The following is a 21,967-nucleotide window of genomic DNA, read 5'->3' on the forward strand; positions in this document are numbered from 1 at the left end:
AGTTGGTACATCCATGTACCTCATCGCAGGCGCATCAGTCCCTGTTGCGCCCCTTCGGGCCTGATCGCCGAATGACCTCAGTGCTCGCCGGCATATGGCCATGGATGGCCGGTAGCCAGAAAATGCAGGAGCAATTTTTTGCTCATAAGGGGGAAGCAAGAGCCGCTCTGATGTTTCGGTGGCAGTAGGCCACTAGAGCACGTTCATCTTACCTCGACCATATCCGGCCGCCTCGAAGTAAGGAAGTACTCAAAACAACCTCGATCGACAGATAAGTGTTTCGTGAAAATGCTCTAGATGGGGCACTGAATATCAAATACGAATAGACGCCAACCGCTCGCATACAGACACGCTCAAATCGGCGCAAAGAAAAAAGAAGAAGAGAAGAAAGCATGAAGGTAACGAAAAAGCACCACCCGGAGACCCGGGTGGGAATGGGATATCAATGCGTGCCGGCGTGCGCCCGGTAATGCGCTACCTTGCCGGCAATGTCCTGCCAGCCGGGCTGGCCGGCGCCGAAGCGCAGGCGCAGATATTCGACCAGAGACGTAATCTGCTGATCACTCAGACTGTCCTTGAAGCCCGGCATGGCGCCGATATTCGGTAATTCCAGCTGCTTGGCTTGTACGCCATAGAGGATGGTCTGGATCACATTATCCGGCGTACTGCTGTGCAGGTTCGAATTCAGCGCCAGGGATGTCTGGGCGTCCGTGAAGGACGGGAAATCACTTTCAGTGTGACAGGCAGCACAGGCCGCTTCATAAACCCTCTGCCCGGCGTCCAGGGCTGAGGGGCTGACCGCGGCCCTGCTTTTCAACAGTTCAGCCTGGGCCTGCAAGGCCGTTTCAGGCGCAGGCTCTGCATTGCTGTAGGACGCCACATAGTGCGCGATGGCCCGCACATCCTGCTCCGGCAACTCAGCCAGCCCCGCCACCACCGGCGCCATCGGACCGGCCGCCACACCGTGCATATCCGATGCACCGAATCGCAGGTAGTCATAGAGTGCGTCTTCGGTCCAGGGCACCGGCGCCTTGGATAGACTGTTGAGCGCAGGCGCCTCCCAGCCATCCACCAGAGCACCGCTAAAATAATCAGCACCCGACTTTTCGGCACCCATGGCATTGCGCGGCGTATGGCAGGCACTGCAATGACCCAGGCCTTCCGCCAGATAAGCGCCCCGGTTCCAGAGTTCAGACCTTGCGGGGTCTGGCTGAAAGGGACTGGGGTCATGAAACAGCGTATTCCAGCCGGCCATCAGCGGCCGGTAACTGAAGGGGAAGCTCATCTCAGGCTGGGGCGTTTCGGATCGAACCGCCGGCTGCGCCATCAGATAAGCATAGAGCGCCTGCATGTCCGATTCGCTGATCTTGGCAAAAGCGGTATAGGGGAACGCCGGATACAGGTTGCGGCCATCCCGACTGATACCCTGGCGCATGGCGCGATCAAACGCCTCAAAGGACCAGCGACCGATACCGGTGTCCTCGTCGGGCGTCAGGTTGGTGCTGTAAAGGGTGCCGAAGGGGGTATCAAAGGCTCGACCACCCACGTTCTCAGCCCCCTCCAGATCGGTATGACAAACCACGCAGTCGCCTGCGGCGGCGACCAGCCGGCCGCGCTCAATGGTGGCCGCCGAGTACAGATTGGCGGCGGGCCTGGAGATGGGCTCGATAGCCCCCTTCCAGGGCCAGGCGATGGCAAGCACACCGACCGAAGACGCAACAGCCACAGTCGCCAGCGAACGCCAGCGCGATTTGTCGGGTGCTGCGTACTGCCGCTTCACCGGCGCCAGTTCAGCCCGGATCCGATCCGCCGCAAAAGGCGGTTCACGAAAACGAATACCGGTGGCGTTATAGAGCGCGTTGGCAATCACGGCCACCGCCGGATGCAGCACGCCTGCATCATAGCGCAGCGGCATCGATGCACCGGGCTTTGCGACAGGTCCCGATGCGGGCGTCGCAGGTGGCGCAACCAGATCAATTGCAACGGGCAGCCCAGCCATTGCAGGCGTCCCGTCCGGCGCCTCAGCTCGCCCCCACTGATCGAAACCTTCCTGCCCCAGCAGCAGCGGCTCATTGCCCTCGAGCATTTCGCGCTGCAACTGCTCACGCAGCGCTTCCTGATCAATGGCTGCGCCGGAATCCTGCCCGACGACGATCCGGTTAAGCAGCACCTCTCCGGTCACCCTGTTGACCTCGATGTCCGCGACCCAGGCCGATCGGGTACCCTGCTCTGCATCACCGTTATCGGCCGGGCTATGGGCATAGGCGAAGCCACGCCCGCGCAGAATATCCCCCTGTTCAGCCGCGGCCAGGCCATGATCCGGCTCCGGGGTCCATTGCGCCTGCTGTGCCACCGAATCGATCAGGGCACGACCGCGCGCATCCGTCAGGTGATCGCGACGAAACGCCACCGGATCGGCACCCAGATCCCGGGCCAGCTCATCGACAAAGGACTCCCGCGCGAAGGTATCCTGCAGCGGCGCCTGAGCAGGCGCGCGATAAGCCTGGGTGCTTGCACCCGGCTGTCGCACTTTACTCTGACCAAAGTCATACAGCGCCCTGGCATTCGCACCGACCGCCTGCAGGGGCTGCAAACCGCCATTGACCAGCAACATTGCCAGTACCGGCGCACTGTTCGCCGCACTCTGCAGCTGGTATTCGAATTCATCCACGCCGGTCGCCGGCGACCAGCAGGCAGTCGCATCGATCCGCTGGGCCTGTCCAAGCGCAGCCACAACCGGCTGATAAGCCGGCGAAAGCCAGACGGCCACCGGCTGCCCCACCGCCTGCGACAGCAGCGCAGCATCGGCAGCGGCATCATCGGCGCAGCTGCGCGCCACCCCGTCGGAACGGGAGCCATCAAATATTTCAATCTGCTTAGTGTCATAGCTCAGCAAGGCGGCAAGGTCGCGCTGCAGTAACCCCGGCGTCTGGCTTGGCGCCCAGACCTGCAAGCAGTCTGGCCGGGCATCGGCCATCACCCAGCCGGGCCTGTTCCCCCAGCGCAGCCGGTTCGGCCAGCCATAGGTACGCGCCGTGCGTTGCCTGCCATCCGCGACCTCGGCCAGCGCCGACTCTGCATTGCACGCCGCCGGGGCGCGGCTGGAGGAAGAAGCGGCCGCATCCGCAGCGGCCTCGTCAGCCCACACCAGCGCCAGTTTGCGGGCGGCCAGGCGGGCGCTCTGGATATCCCGCGCGACCAGGGCAACGAAATTGCCCCGCACCACCAGCTGCACCAGGCCCTTAATCTGTGCCACCGAGTTCTCGTCAACCGCTGCCAAAGCCCGGCAGGTGAAGAGTCCATTGCGCAGGCGATATTCCGGCGGTCGGATAACTTCGGCGTATAGCAGGGTATCGGCAGACGGGTACTTGGGGCGCACGGCCTTAGCCCCACTCACCATGGATTGATTTATTGTCACAACGTATCCTCATCCTGGCGCAGACCTGCAGCGCGCTGCACCGCACGGACGATCTCAACATGGGTGCCACAGCGGCACAGATTATGTTTTAGCGCCGCCTTGATCTGTGCTTCAGTCGGTGAGGGGCAATGCATCAACAGGGCTTTGGTCGTCATGATCATGCCGTTCAGGCAATAACCACACTGAGCCGCCTGCTCGAGGATGAAAGCCTCCTGCACCGGGTCCGGATGCTCGAGCGTCCCCAACCCTTCCAGCGTTGTAACCCGGCGACCCGCGAGCCGACCTATGGGTAACACGCAGGCCCGCGCCGCCATGCCATCCACCAGTACGGTGCAGGCACCGCATTCACCCAAACCACAACCAAACTTGGGGCCGTTCAATTCAAGGTCGTTGCGCAACACGTAGAGCAAGGGTGTCTGCGCCGGCAGATCCAGAACATGGGTCCGGTCGTTGACGGTAAGGGTGAGCGGAGTCTTCATTGAAAGGTCCTTACTGGCGCAGGCTTAGTGCCTTCTATTTAACAACCTGTTTGGCAGCAGTCTATTTAACAACCGACTCGGCCGGCGCAACCACATCGCCGTCAACCACCACGGCGGTATCATCCAGGTAAACGCTGCATTTGCGCAGTGGAATATCCAGATGGCAAGGCGTCTTGCGCGTGCCGCCCACTTCGGTATTGGGCCCGGTCGAGAACAGGAAGTTACCGTAAAACGCCCGGGCATCCATACACATGCCATCGTTCTTGTCATGCAGCCCCATGGCGGTCCACTGTGCGCGGGGCTGCAGACCCCAACCGATATGGGAAATGCCGTAGACCTCGGGATCCTTGAAGTATGCCATGTAATCGCGCAGGTACTCAGCTTCAAAGCCGCCGTGGATAGCGGTAATGAAACCCGCCTGGATCTCCAGCGTAATCCGCTCCCGGGTATAGGTTTTGAAAGGCAAAATCATATCGCCGACATCCAGCACCAGCACGCCTTCAGCCGTGCCTTCATTCGGCCAGGAGAACAGAAAACCACTGGGCCAGTGATCCCAGCGCCCCGGTTCATCGACAAAACCATACTCGGCAACGGCCGGATACTGGCCCAGCTGGGCGCGAAAATCACTGCCGGCAGCCGAGGTCACCCGCATCGAGGATGCCTGCTCCAGCAGCGTCTTGGACGCCAGCACCCGATCTCGGTCCGCCAGGGTCGGCAACATGCGCGCCAGCACTTCGGGGGGTTCTACAGCCAGCAAAATGCGGGTGCCTGATTTCAGGATCTGCTCCTGCTCCGGGGAGTGCAGCAGCATCATGGTATCGATAATCATGTCAGCCGCTTCCAGCGCCCGCTGCGCCGCCAGATTGCCGGTCAGCGGCGTATCGCCGCAGTACGCCGTCATATCATTGCCCATGGCAATCGGGTGGCTAAAAGACGGCAACTCCACGGCATAGACCTTGGCCTTGAGTCGCTGCGCCGCATCCATGGCTGCGCGCACGGTACGCTGATCGGAATAATGACTCTTGAGCACCGCCACGCTCTGGGTCTCGTCGACCTTTGACAGTCTGAGTACATGCTCAAACATCTGCGTCAGTTCAGTATCACTTACAGGCATTTCTCGCTCCTCAACCCAGGTCCGGTGAACGGTCAGCGCCACTCACCCCCTTCTCTAGACTAATGAACGCCTCAACCTTTCCAGAAGATAGAGGCGAAGGCACAGATAAACAGTGTATACGCTATTACATGAAAGTAAACCCACTCTAGAAACAGGCGTAATTAAAATGTTTTTTACAGCGCCATATCCTCTGAACATCACGAAAAATGCCTATAGCACTCAAATAAACAACCCTATATCAATACGTTAAAGAGAACAAAAGCAGATAAAAACAAGAATAGAATAGCGGACACACCACTCTTTACTTTTATCATTTGTAGCGTATACACTCATTATCAATCAGCTGCACCGGCACAGCAAACGTGTTGGTCAGTCATGAGCACACTCAAACTGGAACATCTGGAGGCACCCTATGGGCACAACATCTACCCCGCGTATTGCCGTCGTCGGCGCAGGACTGGGAGGCGCTGCCGCAGCAGCCCTGTTGCAGCAGGCAGGCTTCAAGGTTGACGTTTACGAACAATCGGCTGAATTTTCCCGCCTGGGCGCCGGTATCCATATGGGCCCTAACGTCATGAAGGTGTTCCGCCGCCTGGGGATCGAAGACCGACTGAACCAGATGGGGTCCCATCCCGACTTCTGGTTCAGCCGTGACGGCCAGACCGGTGACTATATGTCGCGCATCCCGCTGGGCGAGTTTGCCCGCAAGGAATACGGTGCGTCTTACATCACCGTACACCGCGGCGACCTGCATGCACTGCAGATCGATAGCATTCAGGAAGACACTGTACACTTTGGCAAGCGCCTGGAATCGGTGGATGACTCCGGTGACGACGTGAACCTGACCTTCTCGGATGGCACCAGTGTGCGCGCCGATATCGTCATCGGTGCCGATGGCATCAACTCGAAGATTCGCGAAGTGCTGCTCGGCCAGGAAGAGCCCACCTACAGTGGCTGGGTAGCGCACCGCGCGCTGATCACCGGCGACAAACTGGCGAAATACGATCTGAAATTTGAAGACTGCGTTAAATGGTGGACTGAAGATCGCCACATGATGGTCTACTACACCACCGGCAAGCGCGATGAGTACTACTACGTCACCGGCGTCCCCCACCCCGAACTGGATTTCGAAGGCTCCTTTGTCGATAGCAGCCGCGAGGAAATGTTCGCAGCCTTCGAAGGCTACCACCCCACGGTGCAGGCCCTGATAGAGTCCACCGACAGCGTGACCAAGTGGCCGCTGAAAAACCGTAACCCGCTGCCGCTCTGGAGCCAGGGACGTCTGGTACTGCTCGGCGATGCCTGCCACCCGATGAAGCCGCATATGGCCCAGGGCGCCGGCATGGCGATTGAAGATGCCGCCATGCTCACCCGCTGCCTGCAGGAAACGGGACTGAGTGATTACCGCACCGCGTTCGAACTCTATGAAGCCAACCGCAAGGAACGTGCATCCAGGGTACAGCAGGTATCCAACGACAATACCTGGCTGCGCACCCAGGAAGACCCGGCCTGGGTTTATGGTTACGACCTTTATGAGCAGTCTCTGAAAAGCGGTAACCCGGTATGAGCAGCACCTACCAGTATGGCGCCAACGTGCATGCCAACGGTATCCGCCAGCACTACCTGCGCTACGGCGGCCAGGGGCAGCCGCTGATTCTGGTGCCTGGCATCACCAGCCCGGCAATCACCTGGGGCTTCGTTGCGGAGCGGCTGGGCCAGCAGTTCGATACCTATGTGCTGGATGTGCGCGGCCGTGGCCTGTCATCGACGGGGCCGGAGCTCGCCTATGACATAGATACCTGTGCCGACGACATCATCGCCTTCGCCGAAGCCCTGGGGCTGGATAACTACATCCTGGTCGGACACTCAATGGGCGCCCGCTTTGGCATCCGAGCCTGCGTGCGCGGCGCCAAGGGCCTGGCCAGGCTGGTGCTGCTGGATCCACCGGTGTCCGGACCTGGGCGTCGCGAGTACCCGAGCAAGCTGCCCTGGTATGTCGATTCCATTCGCGATGCCAGCCTTGGCTGCGATGCAGACCACATGCGCGGTTACTGCGCCAGCTGGACCCATGAACAGCTGCAACTGCGCGCAGAATGGCTGCATACCTGCTATTCGGACGCCATAGTGACGACCTTTAACGGCTTTCACGAAGACGACATCCACAGTGATTTGCCCAACATCCAGGTACCGACCCTGCTGATGGTGGCCGGCAAAGGGGGGGTTATCCTGGCCGAAGATGAAGCCGAAATGCGCGAGCTACTGCCATCACTGCGTATCAGCCATGTCGCCAATGCCGGTCACATGATTCCCTGGGATGACTTCGACGGCTTCTTTGAAGGCTTTGAAGACTTTCTTGGCGCCCCCGTCTGACCCACAGACATCCCACGACTCAGCGCTACCCAGAGGGGTCGCCGGATATGACTACTAGAGGTTGTAACATGAGCAAGACTTACCGTATCGGCCAGATAGTACCGAGCTCCAATATCACCATGGAAACCGAGATCCCGGCGATGCTGACCGCGCGTCAGCTGATTCGCCCGGAGCGCTTCACCTTCCACTCCAGCCGCATGCGCATGAAAAAAGTCAGCCAGGAAGAACTGGCTGCCATGGATGCAGAATCCGACCGCTGCGCGCTGGAACTGAGCGATGCCCGCGTCGACGTGATGGGCTATGCCTGCCTGGTGGCCATCATGGCCATGGGGCTGGGGTATCATCGCGAGTCTGAAGCCCGCCTGGCCAAGCGCACCCAGGAAAACGGTGTCGATACACCCATAGTCACCAGCGCAGGCGCCCTGGTGGAAGGTCTCAAGGTCATCGGTGCCAAACGAATCGCCCTGGTGGCGCCTTACATGAAGCCGCTGACTGAGATGGTGGTGAACTACATTCGTGCAGAAGGCTTCGAGGTGGTTGATTACCGGGCACTCGAAATCTCCGACAACCTGGATGTGGCCCGCCACGACCCAATGAACTTGCCGGGCATTGTCGCCGGCATGAACCTGGAAGGCGTTGACGCCATCGTACTGTCGGCCTGCGTTCAGATGCCCTCGCTGCCGGCGGTCGCCCGGGTCGAAGCCCAGACCGGCAAGCCGGTCATCACCGCAGCCATTGCCACCAGCTATCAGCTGCTCAAGGCGCTGGACCTGGAACCGGTCGTTCCCGGTGCCGGTGCGCTGCTTTCCGGCGCTTACTAGGGGGATCGCATGATGTCCAATGAAGATGACGTCAACGCTGCCGACAACTACAAGGGTGTCTGGGGCAACCGCATAGGATTCGGCCGCAAGGCTGCGCTGCTGTCGATCGACTTCATGCAAGGCTACACCACCGAGGGCGCTCCGCTCTATGCGCCCGGCGTGGTCGAGGCCGTCGGCCGGGCGCAGTCTGTGCTGCAGGCCGCCCGCGACGCCGGGGCACTGATTGTGCATACCAATATCCGCTATCACCCGGGACATTTTCTGGATGGCGGTATCTGGGTGCAAAAGGCACCGGTCATGAAAGCCATGGTGGAGGGCAACCCGCTGGCCGACTTTTGTAACGAGGTCAGGCCGCTGGATTCCGAGCTGGTCATCAGCAAGCAGTACGCCAGCGCCTTTTTCGGCACAACTCTGGCCGCAACGCTGACCGCCCAGGGCATCGACACCCTGGTGCTGACCGGCTGTTCCACCAGCGGCTGCATTCGTGCCACCGCCGTCGACGGCGTCCAGCATGGCTTCAGGGTCATGGTATTGCGCGACTGTGTCGGCGACCGCCACAGCGCGCCGCACGAGGCAAACCTGTTTGATATCGACAGTAAATATGGCGATGTCATCAATGCAGAGGACTACCTGCACTACCTCGGCAGCTGAGGCATAACGAAACTCAATCCATTGCCAATGGATGCCGGCGCGGGGGCCCAAAAAAGCCCCTGGCCTGGCGATGAACGCAACACATAAAAACAATTTATGTTGACTCAATTCAACAGTGAGGTAATCCATGAAAACGAGCAAATGGATATGGTTTGTCTGGTTACTGGTCGTACTTAGCTACGTCGTTCCCTACAGCGTGCTAACCGATGTACAAACCTGGTACGGCAGCTTTTTGTTCTGGTCCCTGATCGGTGTGCTGGTCATAGTCGCTAACATTTTCATGACTCAAGACTTCAAGGAGTAAAGCGCATGAGCGAATCAATGATCTGGTGGTCAGTCGGAATTTACCTGATTATCGCCCTCGCCATCGCCGTGCTGTCACGCCAGGGCAAGGCCGGCGACATGTCGAGCTACTTCCTCGGTGACCGGCAAATGAACGGTTTCGTTTCCGCGCTGAGCTATAGCGCCACCACCTACAGCGCCTTCATGATGGTCGGTCTCGCCGGCCTCACTTACAAAGGCGGTGTGGGCGCACTGGGGTTCGAAATTGTCTACTTCGCCGGTGTTTCACTGGTGGCCATCTTCGGACCCAAGTTCTGGTCTGTCGGCAAGAAGTTTGGCTTCGTCACACCCAGCGAAATGCTGGGTCACCGTTATAACAGCAAGGCTGTTGCCGTCGCCGTCGCGCTCGCCAGCTGCCTGTTCCTGATTCCCTACGCTGCCGTGCAGCTGACCGGTGTCGGCTACCTGCTGCAGGGGATGACCGATGGCGCCATTTCCTTCACCACCGGTATTCTGGTGGCAACGGCTCTGGCGATCTTCTTCTCCTACGTCGCCGGCATTCGTTCGGTTATGTGGACCGATTCCCTGCAGGCCGTCATGATGGTCGTGGCCTCAACCCTGGTGGCGCTGCTGGCCATTTCGGAACTGGGCGGCTTCAAGGCGCTGTTTCATACCCTTGAAACCGAACACCCGCAGTCCCTCTCGGTTCCCGGCAGCGGCCTGTTCAGCTTCGTGACCTTCCTTGGCCTGACCATTCCCTGGTTCTTCTTCGCCCTGTCCAATCCCCAGGTCAGCCAGCGACTGTTCATGCCTTCATCACTCAAGGCCATGCGCCAGATGCTGATCGGCTTCCTGGTATTCGGCTTCATCTACACCCTGGTGTCCATTCTGTGGGGCTTTACCGCACTGGCCGCCTTTCCGGACCTTGCCAAGGCTGACCTGGCAACCCCCACCCTGCTCGCCTCAGGTCTGGTGCCACCAGTACTGGGCGTCATCGTCATGATCGGCATCATGGCCGCAGCGGTATCGACCATCGACTCCATCATGCTGACGCTGTCGTCCATGCTGGCACGTGACGTCTATGCCAACGTCAAGCCGGGGACCACCGAAAAGCGCCAGCTCACCATCGGTAAAATCGTTATTCCGATTATCGCAATCATGGCCTTTGCCTTCGCCCAGCTGGAACTCAACCTGATTGCGGTCCTGTCTGTTGCCGCTTCTTCTGGCCTTGCGGTCATCGTTCCTGCGATCATCGGAGCCTTCTACTGGCGTCGCGGTACCGCAGCAGGCGTGCTGGTCAGCGTGGTCGGCGGCGGTCTGTTCATTCTCTTTGTGTACCTGAACGGTGGCAAATTCCTGGGGATACCCGCTGGAATCTGGGGCGTGCCGCTCTCGACCCTGCTGTTCATCGGCACCAGCCTGCTGACCAAGGCCCCGACGGCAGTGGCCGACGAGTTCCTGCATGTAGCCAATAACAGCCGCAAAGCGACCCAGTCAGAGTCCTCTGCTGCCAACCTGGCAGCCAAAGGCGCCTGACAAAAAAGCCCTGGCCGCATTTCGCGGCCAGGGCTTTCTCGTTCCAGTAACATCACACCAGGTTTTAAAGCGATAGATCCCCGTGGTTACTCATTCAGCTTGTGCAGCAGGAACTGCAACGCCACCCGCTCGGTCGGGTTAAGGTTTTTCAGCGTCTGCTCGGTAATATCCTTGGCACAGGGAATCATGTTCGCAACAACCTCACGACCCTCCGCGGTCAGGCACACGATCACCTTGCGCTGATCATCCTTGTCGGACACCAGCTCGATCAGGTGCCGCGCCTTGAGACGATTCACCACGCCGCGAATTGTCGCCTGGTCGATCGCCGTCGCCTTGACGATGTCGGTGAGTGAACTGGGGCCCCGGTCGATGACCGTGCAAAGGGTGGCAAACTGAATCGGCGTCAGTTGCTTGTCGCAACTGAGCTGCTGAAAAATGGCGGTATGGCGCTGATGCGCCTTGCGAATCAGGTGGCCGACCTGCTCCGCGACCAGATAACCTTCCTGCGCCGGCGTTGGCAGTTCGCCCACACTGAGCGGGTCCGATATTTTATCGTTCATAAAGCCGTACCTGTTCCTTTAAAGCTGCGGCCTTGAGCCGTCGCAAAAGCCTTAATTAGTGAACAAGTACGCTTTCAAACACTGTACTTGCCCGAGAAAAATAGTGTATACATTATAATTAACTTCGTTCGACACGACCAGTCTTCGCCTCGCGCAATTACGTCATGTCCACCCTTGTTCCGCCAACGCGGCGTTATTCCAGGCGCCATGACGCAACACAAAGGTCCGACTACATCAGGACTGATCCTGGGGAAATACCATGTCCGACAGGCACCACCTCATACCCTCCCGCCAGCAGTTGCTGCACGACGCAGGTGTACTGACCATTTACCGGGACCCACTCATCCCGCCCAAACCCGCACCGGGCCAGCCCGGCACCCATTCCGATTTCGTGCCGACAGAACCGGAGCTCTTTCTCGCAATACTGGATGACAACCGGATCATCGCCTTCAATGGCCATGTTGATCTGGGTACGGGCATTCGCACCTCTCTTGCACAGATCGTAGCCGAGGAGCTGGACGTCAGTGCGGAGTCGGTATTGATGGTGCTGGGTGATCCGCGGGATGTACCCAATCAGGGCCCGACCATCGCCAGTGCGTCTATCCAGATTTCCGCCATTCCGCTGCGCAAGGCTGCCGCCCAGGCGCGGCACTTTCTGCTGACCCGAGCAGCGGCGCACTTCAATGTATCCACCCAGGCACTGGAGACAGACAAGGGTCATATCCGCCTGAGTGCCGCGCCCGAGCACAGCATTTCCTTTGGCACTTTGCTGGCCGGCCAGCGTTTTGATCTGCGTCTGGACGATGAGGTCACGCTCAAGTCCCCGGCGTCCTACCGGATCGTCGGCCGCTCCAGCCGCCGCGTTGATATCCCGGCCAAGGCGACCGGCGGCCTGACCTTTGTACACGACATGCGCTTGCCAGAGATGCTGCACGGCCGCGTGGTGCGCCCGCCCTATGTTGGCCGCGACAGTGGCGACTTTGTCGGCACCAGCCTGCTCGAGGTGCAGCATGACTCCATCAAGGATATCGCGGGCATTGTCGAGGTGGTGGTGCTCGGTGACTTTATCGGCATTGTGGCCGAACGCGAAGAACAGGCCGCCCAGGCCGCCCGCCAGCTCAAGGTGAAATGGAAGCCCATCCCCGACCTGCCCGACATGCAGGATCTGGAAGCCACCCTGCGCGCCAACCCGGCCACAGAGCGACGCCTGAAACAAATCGGTGATGTTGATCAGGCGCTGGCGAACTGCGCCACAACGCTGCACCGAACCTACCTGTGTTCCTACAACCTGCACGCCTCCATAGGGCCGTCCTGCGCCCTGGCCGATGTCCGCGACGGCGGCCTGAAGGTATGGTCCGGCACTCAGAACCCCCACAGCCTTAGGGCCGATCTAGCCAAGCTGACGGATATGGATGAGGGCCTGATCGAGGTCATTCGCATGGAAGCCTCGGGCTGCTACGGGCGCAACTGCGCCGATGATGTCTGCGCCGATGCGGTACTGCTGTCCCGTGCGGTTGGCCGGCCGGTACGGGTACAGCTGACCCGCGAGCAGGAACATGGCTGGGAGCCCAAGGGCACCGCCCAGCTGATGGATGTCAGCGGTGGCCTCTGCGCCGACAAACAGGCCGCGGCCTATCGCTTTCGCACCCGCTATCCGTCCAACGACGCGCCCACACTGGCGCTGGTGCTGACCGGCAAGGTCGATGCCAGCAACCGGGTATTCGAGATGGGCGATCGCACCTCGGTGCCACCCTACCTTTACCCCAACCTTGATATTGCCTGCGACGACACCGCCCCCATCGTGCGATCCTCCTGGCTCAGGGGGGTGTCGGCATTACCGAACAGCTTCGCCCATGAATGTTTTATCGATGAACTGGCCAGCGCCGCCGGGGCTGATCCGGTCGAGTTCCGTCTGCGTCACCTCAGTGATCCCCGCGTCAAGGCACTGATCGAAGCGGTGACTCAACAGGCCGGCTGGCGACCCAGGCCCGCCGGACAGGAAATCCAGCTGTGCGTCAATGGTCGACTCAAGGGGCGCGGCTTCGCCTATGCGCATTATGTTCACAGTCGCTTTCCCGGCTTCGGCGCCGCCATGGCCGCCTGGGTGATCGAGCTGGAGGTTGACCCCGCCACCGGGCATATACAGGTGCAGCGGATTCTGGTGGCGCAGGACGCAGGCCTGATGGTCAATCCCGCCGGGGTTCGCCACCAGGTGCATGGCAACGTTACCCAGGCTCTCAGCCGCAGCCTGAAGGAAGACGTCAGCTTTGATCAGCAGGCGGTGACCAGCCTCGAGTGGGGCGGCTATCCGATACTCGAGTTTACCGAGTTGCCCGAGATTGAGGTGCTGCTGATCGACCGCCCGGATGAACCTCCTTTGGGGGTCGGTGAGTCAACCTCCCTGCCCGGTCCTCCTGCCATCGCCAATGCACTCTTCGATGCCACCGGGGTACGTTTTTACCAGACGCCCTTTACCCCGCAGCGGGTGCGGGCGCAGTTAGCCCAGGCCGGTATCTGCAGCTGGGAAGATCAACAGTATGCAGCACCTTGATCAGCAGGTTTGGCAACAGGCACTGAGCTGGTGCAGGGCCGGCGAAACCCTGTGGCTCTGCACGGTGCTGGCCAGCTACGGATCTTCGCCCCGCCCGCCGGGCGCCATGCTGGCAGCGCTGCCTGATGGCCGCAGTATTGGCTCACTGTCCGGCGGCTGTGTGGAGGAAGATTTCCTGCAACGGCTGCACAACGGCGAGTTTAATACCGCGGTTCAGGTTCTGCGCTATGGCGAATCCAGCGATGAGCGGGAGCGGCTGCGTCTGCCCTGCGGCGGTATTCTTGAGGTTCTGATTGAGCGCTTGCAGCCGAACTCGGCCAACCGGCAACAGCTGACCCGCCTGGTCCAGGCGTTACAGGGCCAGCAACGCCTGATGCGCGTTATCGACCTGGACAGCGCCGAACATCAACTGCAGCCAGACCCTGGCCAGGGCCAGCGGGTGGAGCGGGACGGCGCTGTGATCAGGCTGCGACTGGGGCCCAGTCAGCGTTTGCTGATCGCCGGCATTTCACCGATTGCGGTGATCTGCGCCGAATTCGCCAAATCGCTGGGGTTTGAGGTCATCGTCTGTGATCCGAGGGAAGAGGCGCTGGCAAGCTTCGCCGTCGAGGGTGTTGAAGTACTGCCACTGCTGCCTTCGGTCTACATCGCCAATGGCGGTTGCCATGGCGCAACAGCGGTGGTGGCCCTGACCCATGACCCGCGCATTGACGACCTGGCGATGATTGAGGCCGTCAGGACCGATGCCTACTATATCGGTGTTATGGGTTCAGAACGGACATCTGCCGCCCGGGCCGAACGCCTGCTGCGCTCCGGCGGACTTAGCGAGATGCAGGTCCGCCGGATTCGGATGCCCATAGGCCTGGCAATCGGCAGCCGAACCCCCGCCGAAATAGCCCTGGCGGTACTGGCAGACGTTCTGCGAGTGCAAAATGGCCGCGCGCGCGATGCGCTCTGAAGCGCCAGTAGCGCATCCGCGCTACCGAGGCTAAGCACCGCTGTTAATTGCTGACGACCTGATTGAGCTCGAAGTTGACGCTGCACTTGAGGCCCGCGGGCAGCAGGTAGTCGGGGTTGTCCAGTTGCAGGCGCACGCCGAAGGTGCTGCTGGCGGCATCGAGCACGCGGTCAACGATCTGGACCCGCGCCTGGTGGCTGCTGTTCAGCGGCGCCGCCAGGGTCACCATGGCGGTGGCACCGGCCTTGATCTTGCCGTGATATTCCGCCGGTACCACCGCCTCGACGTAGAGCGGATCCAGCTGTACTACCTGCAGTATGGGTTCTTCACCCACGTACTCGCCGGGATCCAGAAAGGTCTCGACCACAACACCGGTGAGTGGGCTCTTGATGGTCTTCTGCTGCAGCAACGCCTGGGTCTGGCCCAACTCATAGCCATAGAGGCGGTTGGTAATAACGATTTCGTCCTTTTCCTGCTCCGAAATCAAGTTGCGCTCATAGAGTTCAGTATTGCGGGCGATGGTGCGCTTGCCGTATTCGGTCTGGGCACGGTTGAGCTTGAGCGTGGCCTCCTCGACATCGGAGCGCAGCTTGAACAGCACCTGGCCTTTTTTCACCAGATCACCCCGCTCCACCTTCACCGTGTCCAGTACCCCCACCACGGGGCTGGCAATGTTCGCATCGATACTGGGCGTCAGCAGGCAATCGGTGGCGAGATTCGGGCTGTCGGCCGGCATGGTTGCCGGCGCATCCAGGGGCACACTGAGCAGATGTTCAACTTCATCCAGACTGGCGGCAAGGCTGCTGCCGGCCCAGCTCAGCAGGGCGATAGAGATAAGGGTCTTGGTCATCAGTCGGTAGATCCCGAGAAAGCGAGCAGCTCATTAAGCCGAAGATCGTATTCCAGCGTAACCTGGCGGGCCAGGTAGTTTTGCCGCTCGGTATATTGTTGTTCAGTGCGCAACGCGGACAAAGCCATGCGTTGCCCACCGGCGGTTGTGAGGCCCAGGGACTGGGCGGTGGCCAGCAGGCTTTTGGCCTTGAGGGTACGCAGCGGCTGGTTTTCCAGTGTCAGCAGAGTCTCGAAACTGCCGGGATCCCCCTGGCGCGCGCAGCGCCCGGCCAGCTGCCGGTCGACCCGCCCGGACTCGTAGTGTTCGGTGAGGATGACATGCAGGCCACCGGCCTGCTCCACCACCGGATCCAGCTTGATATCGGTGCCACGGCCCGCCATGTGCGTGGCCAGGGTGATACGCCCAGGCTCTGCCGCCCGCGCCACGATCTGGGCCTCGCCCTGATCCTGTTTGGCACTGAGTACCTGATGTTCAATACCGGCCTGGCGCAGGTAGTCGCTGCCACACTCGGAACTGGCCACCGACTGGGTGCCGATCAGTACCGCCCGCCCCTCGGCGATCAACTGCTGACAGCGCTCGATAACGGCGGCCCAGCGCTGCGCATCAGTGGCGAACACCCGTGCAGGCCAGGTTTCGCGCCTGGATGCCTTATGGGTGGGCACCGGCGTCACCGCCAGCCCATAGACGCGCCACAGCTCCTTGCGCACTTCCCAGGCGGTACCGGTCATGCCGCACAGGTGCAGGTAGCGGCGAAAGAAATTCTGATAGCTGATACGGGCCAGAGTCACACGCTGCTGCGTTAGCTCGCAGGCCTCCTTGAGTTCCACCATCTGATGCAGCCCACGCTCCCAGGAGCGCCCCTCCATCACCCGGCCACTGAGCGGATCTATCAGCTCGATCTTGCCTTCACGCACCAGATAGTCTTCGTCCACCCGGTAGATCAGCCGCGCCAGCAAGGCCTTGTGGACGATCTCCTCACGCCGGATGGCGCCGCGAAACAGCGGCCCAAGACCTATGCTGAGCCGGCGCAGAGACTCGCAGCCCTGCTCGGTCAGATCGATGCTGCGCCTATCGATATCCAGCTGAAAATCCGTGCCCTCACCCAGCTGAAACGACAGCTGGTAGCCGGTTTCGATAAACTGCTGCTCTTCGGCATTTCCCTGATTGCCGGAGATAATCAGCGGCGTACGGGACTCGTCGATCAGCACGCTGTCAACCTCGTCCACCAGCGCAAAGTGCAGCCCGCGCAGCTGCAGCTGTTTCTCCAGCCGGGTGCTTTTAAGCGATTCCACCTGCAGTCGCAGCGGGTGCGTCTGGGGCATTTTCATGCGATCGCGCAGGTAATCGAACACCAGCTCCTTGCCGGTCACGTAGACGATATCGCAACCATAGGCCTGGCGGCGCTGCACGGGCGTTGCGGCGTGCGTGATCAGGCCGAGACTCAGGCCAAAACGCTGGTACAGCGGCTGCATATCCATGGCATCACGTTCGGTGAGGTAGTCGTTCACGGTGATCACATGCACCGGCAAGCCGGCCAGGGCCGCGGTGATCACCGGCAACACCGCCGTGAGGGTCTTGCCCTCACCGGTTTTCATCTCGGCCGCGCGCCCCTGCAACAGTATCCAGCCGCCCACCAACTGGCTGTCAAAGTGGCGCATGCCCAGGGTGCGCCCCGACAGCTCGCGGATAATGGCGAACAGCTGCGCGACCGGAGCATCTTCGAAGCCCGTGACGCGCAGGCGCTCACCCAGCAGGCGGGCCTGCTCTATCAGGCTGTCGTCATCATCTGTTTCGGTACCGCCGGCAAACAGGGCCACCTGGCGCACAAAGCGTTGCTGGCGCCCGTGCAGCCGCCTGGGGCTTTGTTCCAGCAACCCCTGCAGGCGCTGGCCGAGACGCTGCAGCCAGCCCAGCTGCGGACGTGCGCGTTCGGGGCGGTGGCGGTAATCCGCCGGCGGATGGGAGGCGCAGCTCACCTAAAACTCCAGCTCGCGCAGCAGCACGCGGCGCAGGTTGCGGTAAATGCGAAAACCGATGGCCTCGGGTGTGTGCTCAAAGCGCACATAGACACGCTCACCCATTTTCTGAATCGGCAGGTTGTCCACACCGACATCAAACAGAAACACGGTATCGAAGGCTTCCGGCTGCTCCTGGTTGCCGGGATCAAGCGCAAACTGGCCGCCGCCTGTGACCGAGAGCGCGGGGCTTGGCAGTATCTTCTGGGCACTGGGCACCTCGGCCAGCATGCGGGCCGGCAGTTCCTGCTCGACCTGTTCCGACAAACGCACGTTCAGGCCCTGCAGGTCGTTGCGAATGGACTCCACATCATCCTGCCCCACCGCCACCCGTACGCGGTAATCGCCCGGCTGCAGCAGGTAGCCCATCAGGGTGCCACGCGGTATCAGGCGCCCCAGCGGATCGACCGGCAGCGCCAGCTGAAAGGCGCCCTGGGCACGGCTGCGCAGCGTCAGATCACGCTGTTCATCGGCGTAACGCGCAAGCGTCGCCCTGGCCTGGGTGATTTCCTCCAGTATCATGCCGGTTTCATTGCGACGTTCATCGGCGATGGCGGTCTGGTACAGCACCATCAGCTCCTTCAGCCGCCCTACCGCCTGGGCGAGATCCGCCTCCAGCTGCGGGTTGTCACTGACAAAGAGCACCTGGCCTGCGTCCACCGACTGGCCGGAGGCAACCTCGATCTGTTGCAGAAAACCATTGCTGCGGGCCTGGACCTGGGCTTCCTCCGGCGCCCAGAAAATCCCCTGGGCGAGGGTCATTTTGGGCACGGGCATAACAAACAGCAGCGCAAACAGCAGGCCACCGAGGCCCAGAGTCACAGCCAGAATACGACCTCTTTTATGTAACACGCTTCTATCCATGGTCAGATACTTGAGGATGGCCAGCAGGGGTTTGCCGAACATGTTGTAGAGCGACAACATGGCCAGCAGTATGCCGATAAAAAACAGCTCACTGGCCACAAAGAGCACTATGGTGAGGGTAATGAATACCCGGTACACGAAGCTTGCCAGGGCATAGCAGAACAGCCACCAGGCCTCCCTGCGGCTGTAGGCCGGCGAGGTCTCATCGCTAAGCCCCAGCAGGTAGCGTTTGCACAGATAAGCCACCTGACGGGTGCTGCGCGCCCCCAGATTCGGTATCTCGAGCCAGTCCGCCAGCACATAGTAGGCATCAAAGCGCAGCAGCGGATTACCGTTGAACAGCACCGTCGAGACGCCGGCGATCAGCAGCGTATTGAACGCCAGGCTGCGCACCACACCGGGTTCGGCATGGACCCAGACCCACATGGCCAGGGCTGCAATCGAGGCCTCCACCATAATGCCCGCCGCCGCCACCAGCATGCGCTGATACTTGCTGCGAAAGGACGCCGAGGATGATGCGTCCACATAGGGGATGGGCATGAAGATCAGGAACATCACCCCCATCTCGTGCACCTCGCCGCCCCAGCGTTTGACGGCATAGGCATGGCCGAACTCGTGCACCAGCTTGACCACCGGATAGGCCAGCCAGATCAGAAACAGGTTTTCCGCCGCCAGCACCCGGTCGGCCAGATTTTCGGTCAACTGCGGCCAGTGATAAGCCGCCTGACTCAGCGCCCAGCCAATGCAGAACAGCCACAGCAGCGCGGTCACCGGATTGAACAGCCAGCGGCTCAGGCCCGCGGTGCGGTTGAGAAAGGGTTCCGGATCCAGCAGCGGGATCTTGATCGCCAGGGGCGACTTGAAGATGGCCAGCAGGCGGTTCTGCTGGTCGCGCTGGCGGCGCTGGCTCAACTCGCCGATATCGGGGGTCACATCGGTCTGGATAACATCCACCCGATACAGCTGCGACAGCAGCCGGATCACCTCATCCTGCGAGGGCATGTCATCGCCGAGCTGCTCACCGGCGCTGTGCCACAGATCATCCAGGGTGCGACGGCCATTCATCAGGCCAATAAGGCAATAGGCCTGTGGGGTAAAACGGTGGTAGCGCCCGCTGGCATCGTCCTGCACCACGTACCAGACATCACCACGATAGACATGGCGATTGATCTCGATATGGGAGCGCAGCCGGGGTTTTAGCTGCGCCACCCGGTGCCAGGAGGCACTGAAAAGCGATTCTGCCACTTAGGGCCACCAGGCCCAAATTTTGAGGCGCAGCCACTGCTGCAGCGGGTAGGTCCAGATCCAGATCAGCTTGCGGTCATCCACATCTATCTTGCCGACACCCTCCATGCCCGGGCGCAGCTCCGGCAAGGGTGCCGTCAGTGCCGCCTCGACCCGAAAGAAATTGCCGCCATCACGCGCCTCGGTTACCGGCGTCACCTGGCTTAGGTCGAAATCAAAGGCTGTTTCCGGCAATGCATTGAGCACCAGGCGGCCCTGCAGACCTTCGCGAATATCCGCCATGCGGTGTTCATCGACCCACAGAATGACCCGGTAGCTGTCCAGCGGCGCCACTTCAAACAGCACCTCGCCCTGCTCCACGGCACTGCCCAGACGCTGGCTCAGATCACCACTGACCACCAGACCATCAAAGGGCGCCCGCAGCCGCGTGCGGGACAGCTTGCTGATCACCAGGTCCAGCTCGGCCCGGTTCTGTTCCAGCTGGGCCTGCACCACCTTGGCTTCGGAGCGGTCGCGATTGGCCACCGCCTCCTCATACTGGCGCTGCAGCTTGGCCTGCTCACTGAGAAAGCCGAGCTTTTCCAGCGTCAAGTCGCGGTCATCCAGCCGGCTCATTTCCTGCTCCGCCGTCACCCGCTCCCCCGCCTTGACGGCGGCGGTGTCCAGATAGCCCTCGAACGGCGCCACTATGGCGCGGCGCACCGAGCCTTCCAGCACGCTGTCCGCCGCCACCCGGTAAGTGCCGGTGGCCAGGCTGAAAAACACCACCAGGGCGATCAGCAGCAACAGGCTGAGCTTGCGCCCGGGGTAGCCCTTGCCGAACAGGCGCTTGAACTGGGTCAGGCAGGCCGAGCCCAGCTGCTGATACCAGCGCCTATCCTGGCCATGCTTGTTCTTCAGCGCCTCGCCCGACAGCGCCACTATGCTGCGGATACGATCCACCTCGTCCTCAAGAAAAGGCCTGTCGGCTTCGCGCTCCAGGGTCACGGCACCAAAATAATCCTCCCCCGAATGCAGCGGCACCGTCAGCAGGCGGGCATTGCCATAACTGAGGGAAAACTGCATGTGCTCGCGCTGCACCAGCATGTTGCCACTGTCGCCGCTGCCGGGGTAATTGATATGGCCGCGCTGTAGCACCGCCTCATCCATGACACCACTCAGGCGCCGGATCAGGTTCATTTTCTTGCCGAACTGGGCGCTGTGGGACAGTGCGCTGATCTGCACCTGGGCCCCCTTGCAGAGGCCAAAACTGACGCGGTCACAGCCATGGGCGCTGGCCAGCTCGTTGACGAAGGTCATGGACGCGGCATTGAAATCCGGCTCTGCCAGCACGGCCCCCAGCAGGTCCACCGCGCCCGACAGGCGTTCAAACTGCAGACCCTGCTCCTGGCCACGGTGGCGACGCAGCATCAACTCGATCCAGGCGCTGCCCCACTGCACCTGTTCCATCACCGCGGGCAGGCGCGCACTGGGCACGCGCAGCGACAAGGCCACCACGCCCACCAGTTCGCCATCCAGGCGCACCGGGAAAGCCACGCCAAAGGCGCCGCTGCCAAGGGAGTGCACCAGGCCCGAAGCCTCTTCGATGCCCTCCTCTATCAGGGCGGTAAAGTCGGCGTCGGGCTGGGACTTTTCCGGCCAGATGGCGGTGGGCTGAAAGCCTGCTTCAGCGCTGTCCAGTACCAGGGCGGCCAGATCGACATTGCCGATGCGGGTGCAGATCAATGCCAGCCAGTGCTGGCAGTACTCTTGATGACTGGAGGCGGCGCTGAACTGAACCCAGGCCTGGCGCAGGCCATCCTGGGCGGTATCGGAATCTGTTTGCATCAATGGGGTACATTAACCAGAGCGGGCAGGACGAAAACAGCCCTGAACGGACAGTGTCCGCCAGGGCCTTGCGTGTAACAGTGCAGCTTTAGTGGCTGGGCTGAGTTTCAGCCTCGGTTGCGGCCGGTACTGCAGCGGTTTCACCCACTTCGCCAAAGCGTTCTTCGTACTGTGCCAGCACATTGTTCAGCAGGGTTGCCATGCGCTTGGCGGCAAAGGGATTAAGGATGATGCGATCCGACAGTTCGATGGACAGTTCCTTCTGCTGTGCATTCCAGGCCTGGTTCAGGCCGAACAGCAGGGTAATTTCTTCCCGGGTACTGGAGACATTACACACATTGGCATAGGTACTTTTCATGCGAGAGTCATCCCACTTGATAGTGGGTGTTGCAACTTTCTGCTTGGGCTTGTCCATGTTTCTTC

The 21,967-nt window shown here is 60.9% G+C and carries 16 protein-coding genes; 7 read left to right on the top strand and 9 right to left on the bottom strand.

Translation table 11 applies throughout. From position 1 onward, the window contains the following. Positions 1 to 442: 442 nt before the first annotated feature. The 3 genes from A8C75_RS16295 to A8C75_RS16305 form a co-directional block, all read right to left on the bottom strand. A complete protein-coding gene (locus A8C75_RS16295) occupies positions 443 to 3,418 on the bottom strand; it encodes a c-type cytochrome (RefSeq protein WP_157890314.1) in 2,976 nt (991 codons plus the stop codon). Beyond that, positions 3,415 to 3,897 (bottom strand): (2Fe-2S)-binding protein, encoded by a 483-nt coding sequence (locus A8C75_RS16300; RefSeq protein ID WP_067384816.1) that lies wholly within the window; start codon positions 3,895 to 3,897, stop codon positions 3,415 to 3,417. The genes A8C75_RS16295 and A8C75_RS16300 overlap by 4 nt, the downstream gene beginning before the upstream one ends. 61 nt (positions 3,898 to 3,958) lie before the next feature. Beyond that, positions 3,959 to 5,011: a 2,5-dihydroxypyridine 5,6-dioxygenase gene (locus tag A8C75_RS16305; RefSeq protein ID WP_067384819.1), complete on the bottom strand. Its 1,053-nt coding sequence runs from the start codon at positions 5,009 to 5,011 to the stop codon at positions 3,959 to 3,961. A gap of 412 nt (positions 5,012 to 5,423) precedes the next feature. Between A8C75_RS16305 and A8C75_RS16310 the strand changes: the two genes are divergently transcribed. The 5 genes from A8C75_RS16310 to A8C75_RS16330 all read left to right on the top strand — a co-directional run bounded on the left by A8C75_RS16310 (position 5,424) and on the right by A8C75_RS16330 (position 10,671). Further along, the gene (locus tag A8C75_RS16310; protein ID WP_067384822.1) at positions 5,424 to 6,578 is read left to right on the top strand and encodes an FAD-dependent monooxygenase; all 1,155 of its coding nucleotides are present in this window, start codon (positions 5,424 to 5,426) and stop codon (positions 6,576 to 6,578) included. Further along, complete coding sequence (locus A8C75_RS16315) at positions 6,575 to 7,381, top strand: alpha/beta fold hydrolase (protein ID WP_067384825.1); 807 nt, start codon at positions 6,575 to 6,577, stop codon at positions 7,379 to 7,381. Before A8C75_RS16310 ends, A8C75_RS16315 begins: the two co-directional genes overlap by 4 nt. Before the next feature lie 68 nt (positions 7,382 to 7,449). Continuing rightward, the gene (locus A8C75_RS16320) at positions 7,450 to 8,202 is read left to right on the top strand and encodes a maleate cis-trans isomerase family protein (RefSeq protein ID WP_067384828.1); all 753 of its coding nucleotides are present in this window, start codon (positions 7,450 to 7,452) and stop codon (positions 8,200 to 8,202) included. A gap of 9 nt (positions 8,203 to 8,211) precedes the next feature. After that, positions 8,212 to 8,853, top strand: coding sequence for an N-carbamoylsarcosine amidohydrolase (locus tag A8C75_RS16325; protein WP_227819951.1), 642 nt, complete (start codon positions 8,212 to 8,214; stop codon positions 8,851 to 8,853). 309 nt (positions 8,854 to 9,162) lie between these two features. Then, positions 9,163 to 10,671 carry a sodium:solute symporter family protein gene (locus tag A8C75_RS16330; protein WP_067384831.1) on the top strand — a complete coding sequence of 503 codons (1,509 nt, stop codon included), beginning with the start codon at positions 9,163 to 9,165 and terminating at the stop codon, positions 10,669 to 10,671. A gap of 86 nt (positions 10,672 to 10,757) precedes the next feature. On the opposite strand, the gene A8C75_RS16335 is transcribed toward A8C75_RS16330, so the two are convergent. Next, entirely contained in the window at positions 10,758 to 11,231 is a 474-nt protein-coding gene (locus tag A8C75_RS16335) for a MarR family winged helix-turn-helix transcriptional regulator (RefSeq protein ID WP_067384834.1), read from the bottom strand. 259 nt (positions 11,232 to 11,490) lie between these two features. Here A8C75_RS16335 and A8C75_RS16340 point away from each other — a divergent pair, with 259 nt between their 5' ends. Beyond that, positions 11,491 to 13,782 (top strand): xanthine dehydrogenase family protein molybdopterin-binding subunit, encoded by a 2,292-nt coding sequence (locus A8C75_RS16340; protein WP_067384837.1) that lies wholly within the window; start codon positions 11,491 to 11,493, stop codon positions 13,780 to 13,782. Next, on the top strand, positions 13,769 to 14,740 hold the full coding sequence (locus tag A8C75_RS16345; RefSeq protein ID WP_067384840.1) for an XdhC family protein: 972 nt from the start codon (positions 13,769 to 13,771) through the stop codon (positions 14,738 to 14,740). Before A8C75_RS16340 ends, A8C75_RS16345 begins: the two co-directional genes overlap by 14 nt. A gap of 43 nt (positions 14,741 to 14,783) precedes the next feature. Here A8C75_RS16345 and A8C75_RS16350 read toward each other — a convergent pair whose 3' ends face one another. The 5 genes from A8C75_RS16350 to A8C75_RS16370 form a co-directional block, all read right to left on the bottom strand. After that, entirely contained in the window at positions 14,784 to 15,590 is an 807-nt protein-coding gene (locus A8C75_RS16350; RefSeq protein WP_084784114.1) for an efflux RND transporter periplasmic adaptor subunit, read from the bottom strand. Further along, complete coding sequence (locus A8C75_RS16355) at positions 15,590 to 17,569, bottom strand: preprotein translocase subunit SecA (protein WP_067384843.1); 1,980 nt, start codon at positions 17,567 to 17,569, stop codon at positions 15,590 to 15,592. The genes A8C75_RS16350 and A8C75_RS16355 overlap by 1 nt, the downstream gene beginning before the upstream one ends. Beyond that, a complete protein-coding gene (locus A8C75_RS24185) occupies positions 17,570 to 19,717 on the bottom strand; it encodes a site-2 protease family protein (RefSeq protein WP_067384846.1) in 2,148 nt (715 codons plus the stop codon). Then, the gene (locus A8C75_RS16365) at positions 19,718 to 21,544 is read right to left on the bottom strand and encodes a GAF domain-containing protein (protein WP_067384849.1); all 1,827 of its coding nucleotides are present in this window, start codon (positions 21,542 to 21,544) and stop codon (positions 19,718 to 19,720) included. Between the two features lie 88 nt (positions 21,545 to 21,632). Further along, the gene (locus tag A8C75_RS16370; RefSeq protein ID WP_067384852.1) at positions 21,633 to 21,959 is read right to left on the bottom strand and encodes a DUF3467 domain-containing protein; all 327 of its coding nucleotides are present in this window, start codon (positions 21,957 to 21,959) and stop codon (positions 21,633 to 21,635) included. Positions 21,960 to 21,967 lie beyond the last annotated feature (8 nt).

Source organism: Marinobacterium aestuarii (assembly GCF_001651805.1).
GTDB classification, from domain to species: Bacteria; Pseudomonadota; Gammaproteobacteria; order Pseudomonadales; family Balneatricaceae; genus Marinobacterium_A; species Marinobacterium_A aestuarii.

Coding starts and splice junctions, on each gene's coding strand:
- A8C75_RS16300 (WP_067384816.1), bottom strand. CDS start 3,897: ATGAAGACTCCGCTCACCCTTACCGTCAACGACCGGACCCATGTTCTG.
- A8C75_RS16305 (WP_067384819.1), bottom strand. CDS start 5,011: ATGCCTGTAAGTGATACTGAACTGACGCAGATGTTTGAGCATGTACTC.
- A8C75_RS16310 (WP_067384822.1), top strand. CDS start 5,424: ATGGGCACAACATCTACCCCGCGTATTGCCGTCGTCGGCGCAGGACTG.
- A8C75_RS16315 (WP_067384825.1), top strand. CDS start 6,575: ATGAGCAGCACCTACCAGTATGGCGCCAACGTGCATGCCAACGGTATC.
- A8C75_RS16320 (WP_067384828.1), top strand. CDS start 7,450: ATGAGCAAGACTTACCGTATCGGCCAGATAGTACCGAGCTCCAATATC.
- A8C75_RS16325 (WP_227819951.1), top strand. CDS start 8,212: ATGATGTCCAATGAAGATGACGTCAACGCTGCCGACAACTACAAGGGT.
- A8C75_RS16330 (WP_067384831.1), top strand. CDS start 9,163: ATGAGCGAATCAATGATCTGGTGGTCAGTCGGAATTTACCTGATTATC.
- A8C75_RS16335 (WP_067384834.1), bottom strand. CDS start 11,231: ATGAACGATAAAATATCGGACCCGCTCAGTGTGGGCGAACTGCCAACG.
- A8C75_RS16340 (WP_067384837.1), top strand. CDS start 11,491: ATGTCCGACAGGCACCACCTCATACCCTCCCGCCAGCAGTTGCTGCAC.
- A8C75_RS16345 (WP_067384840.1), top strand. CDS start 13,769: ATGCAGCACCTTGATCAGCAGGTTTGGCAACAGGCACTGAGCTGGTGC.
- A8C75_RS16350 (WP_084784114.1), bottom strand. CDS start 15,590: ATGACCAAGACCCTTATCTCTATCGCCCTGCTGAGCTGGGCCGGCAGC.
- A8C75_RS16365 (WP_067384849.1), bottom strand. CDS start 21,544: ATGCAAACAGATTCCGATACCGCCCAGGATGGCCTGCGCCAGGCCTGG.
- A8C75_RS16370 (WP_067384852.1), bottom strand. CDS start 21,959: ATGGACAAGCCCAAGCAGAAAGTTGCAACACCCACTATCAAGTGGGAT.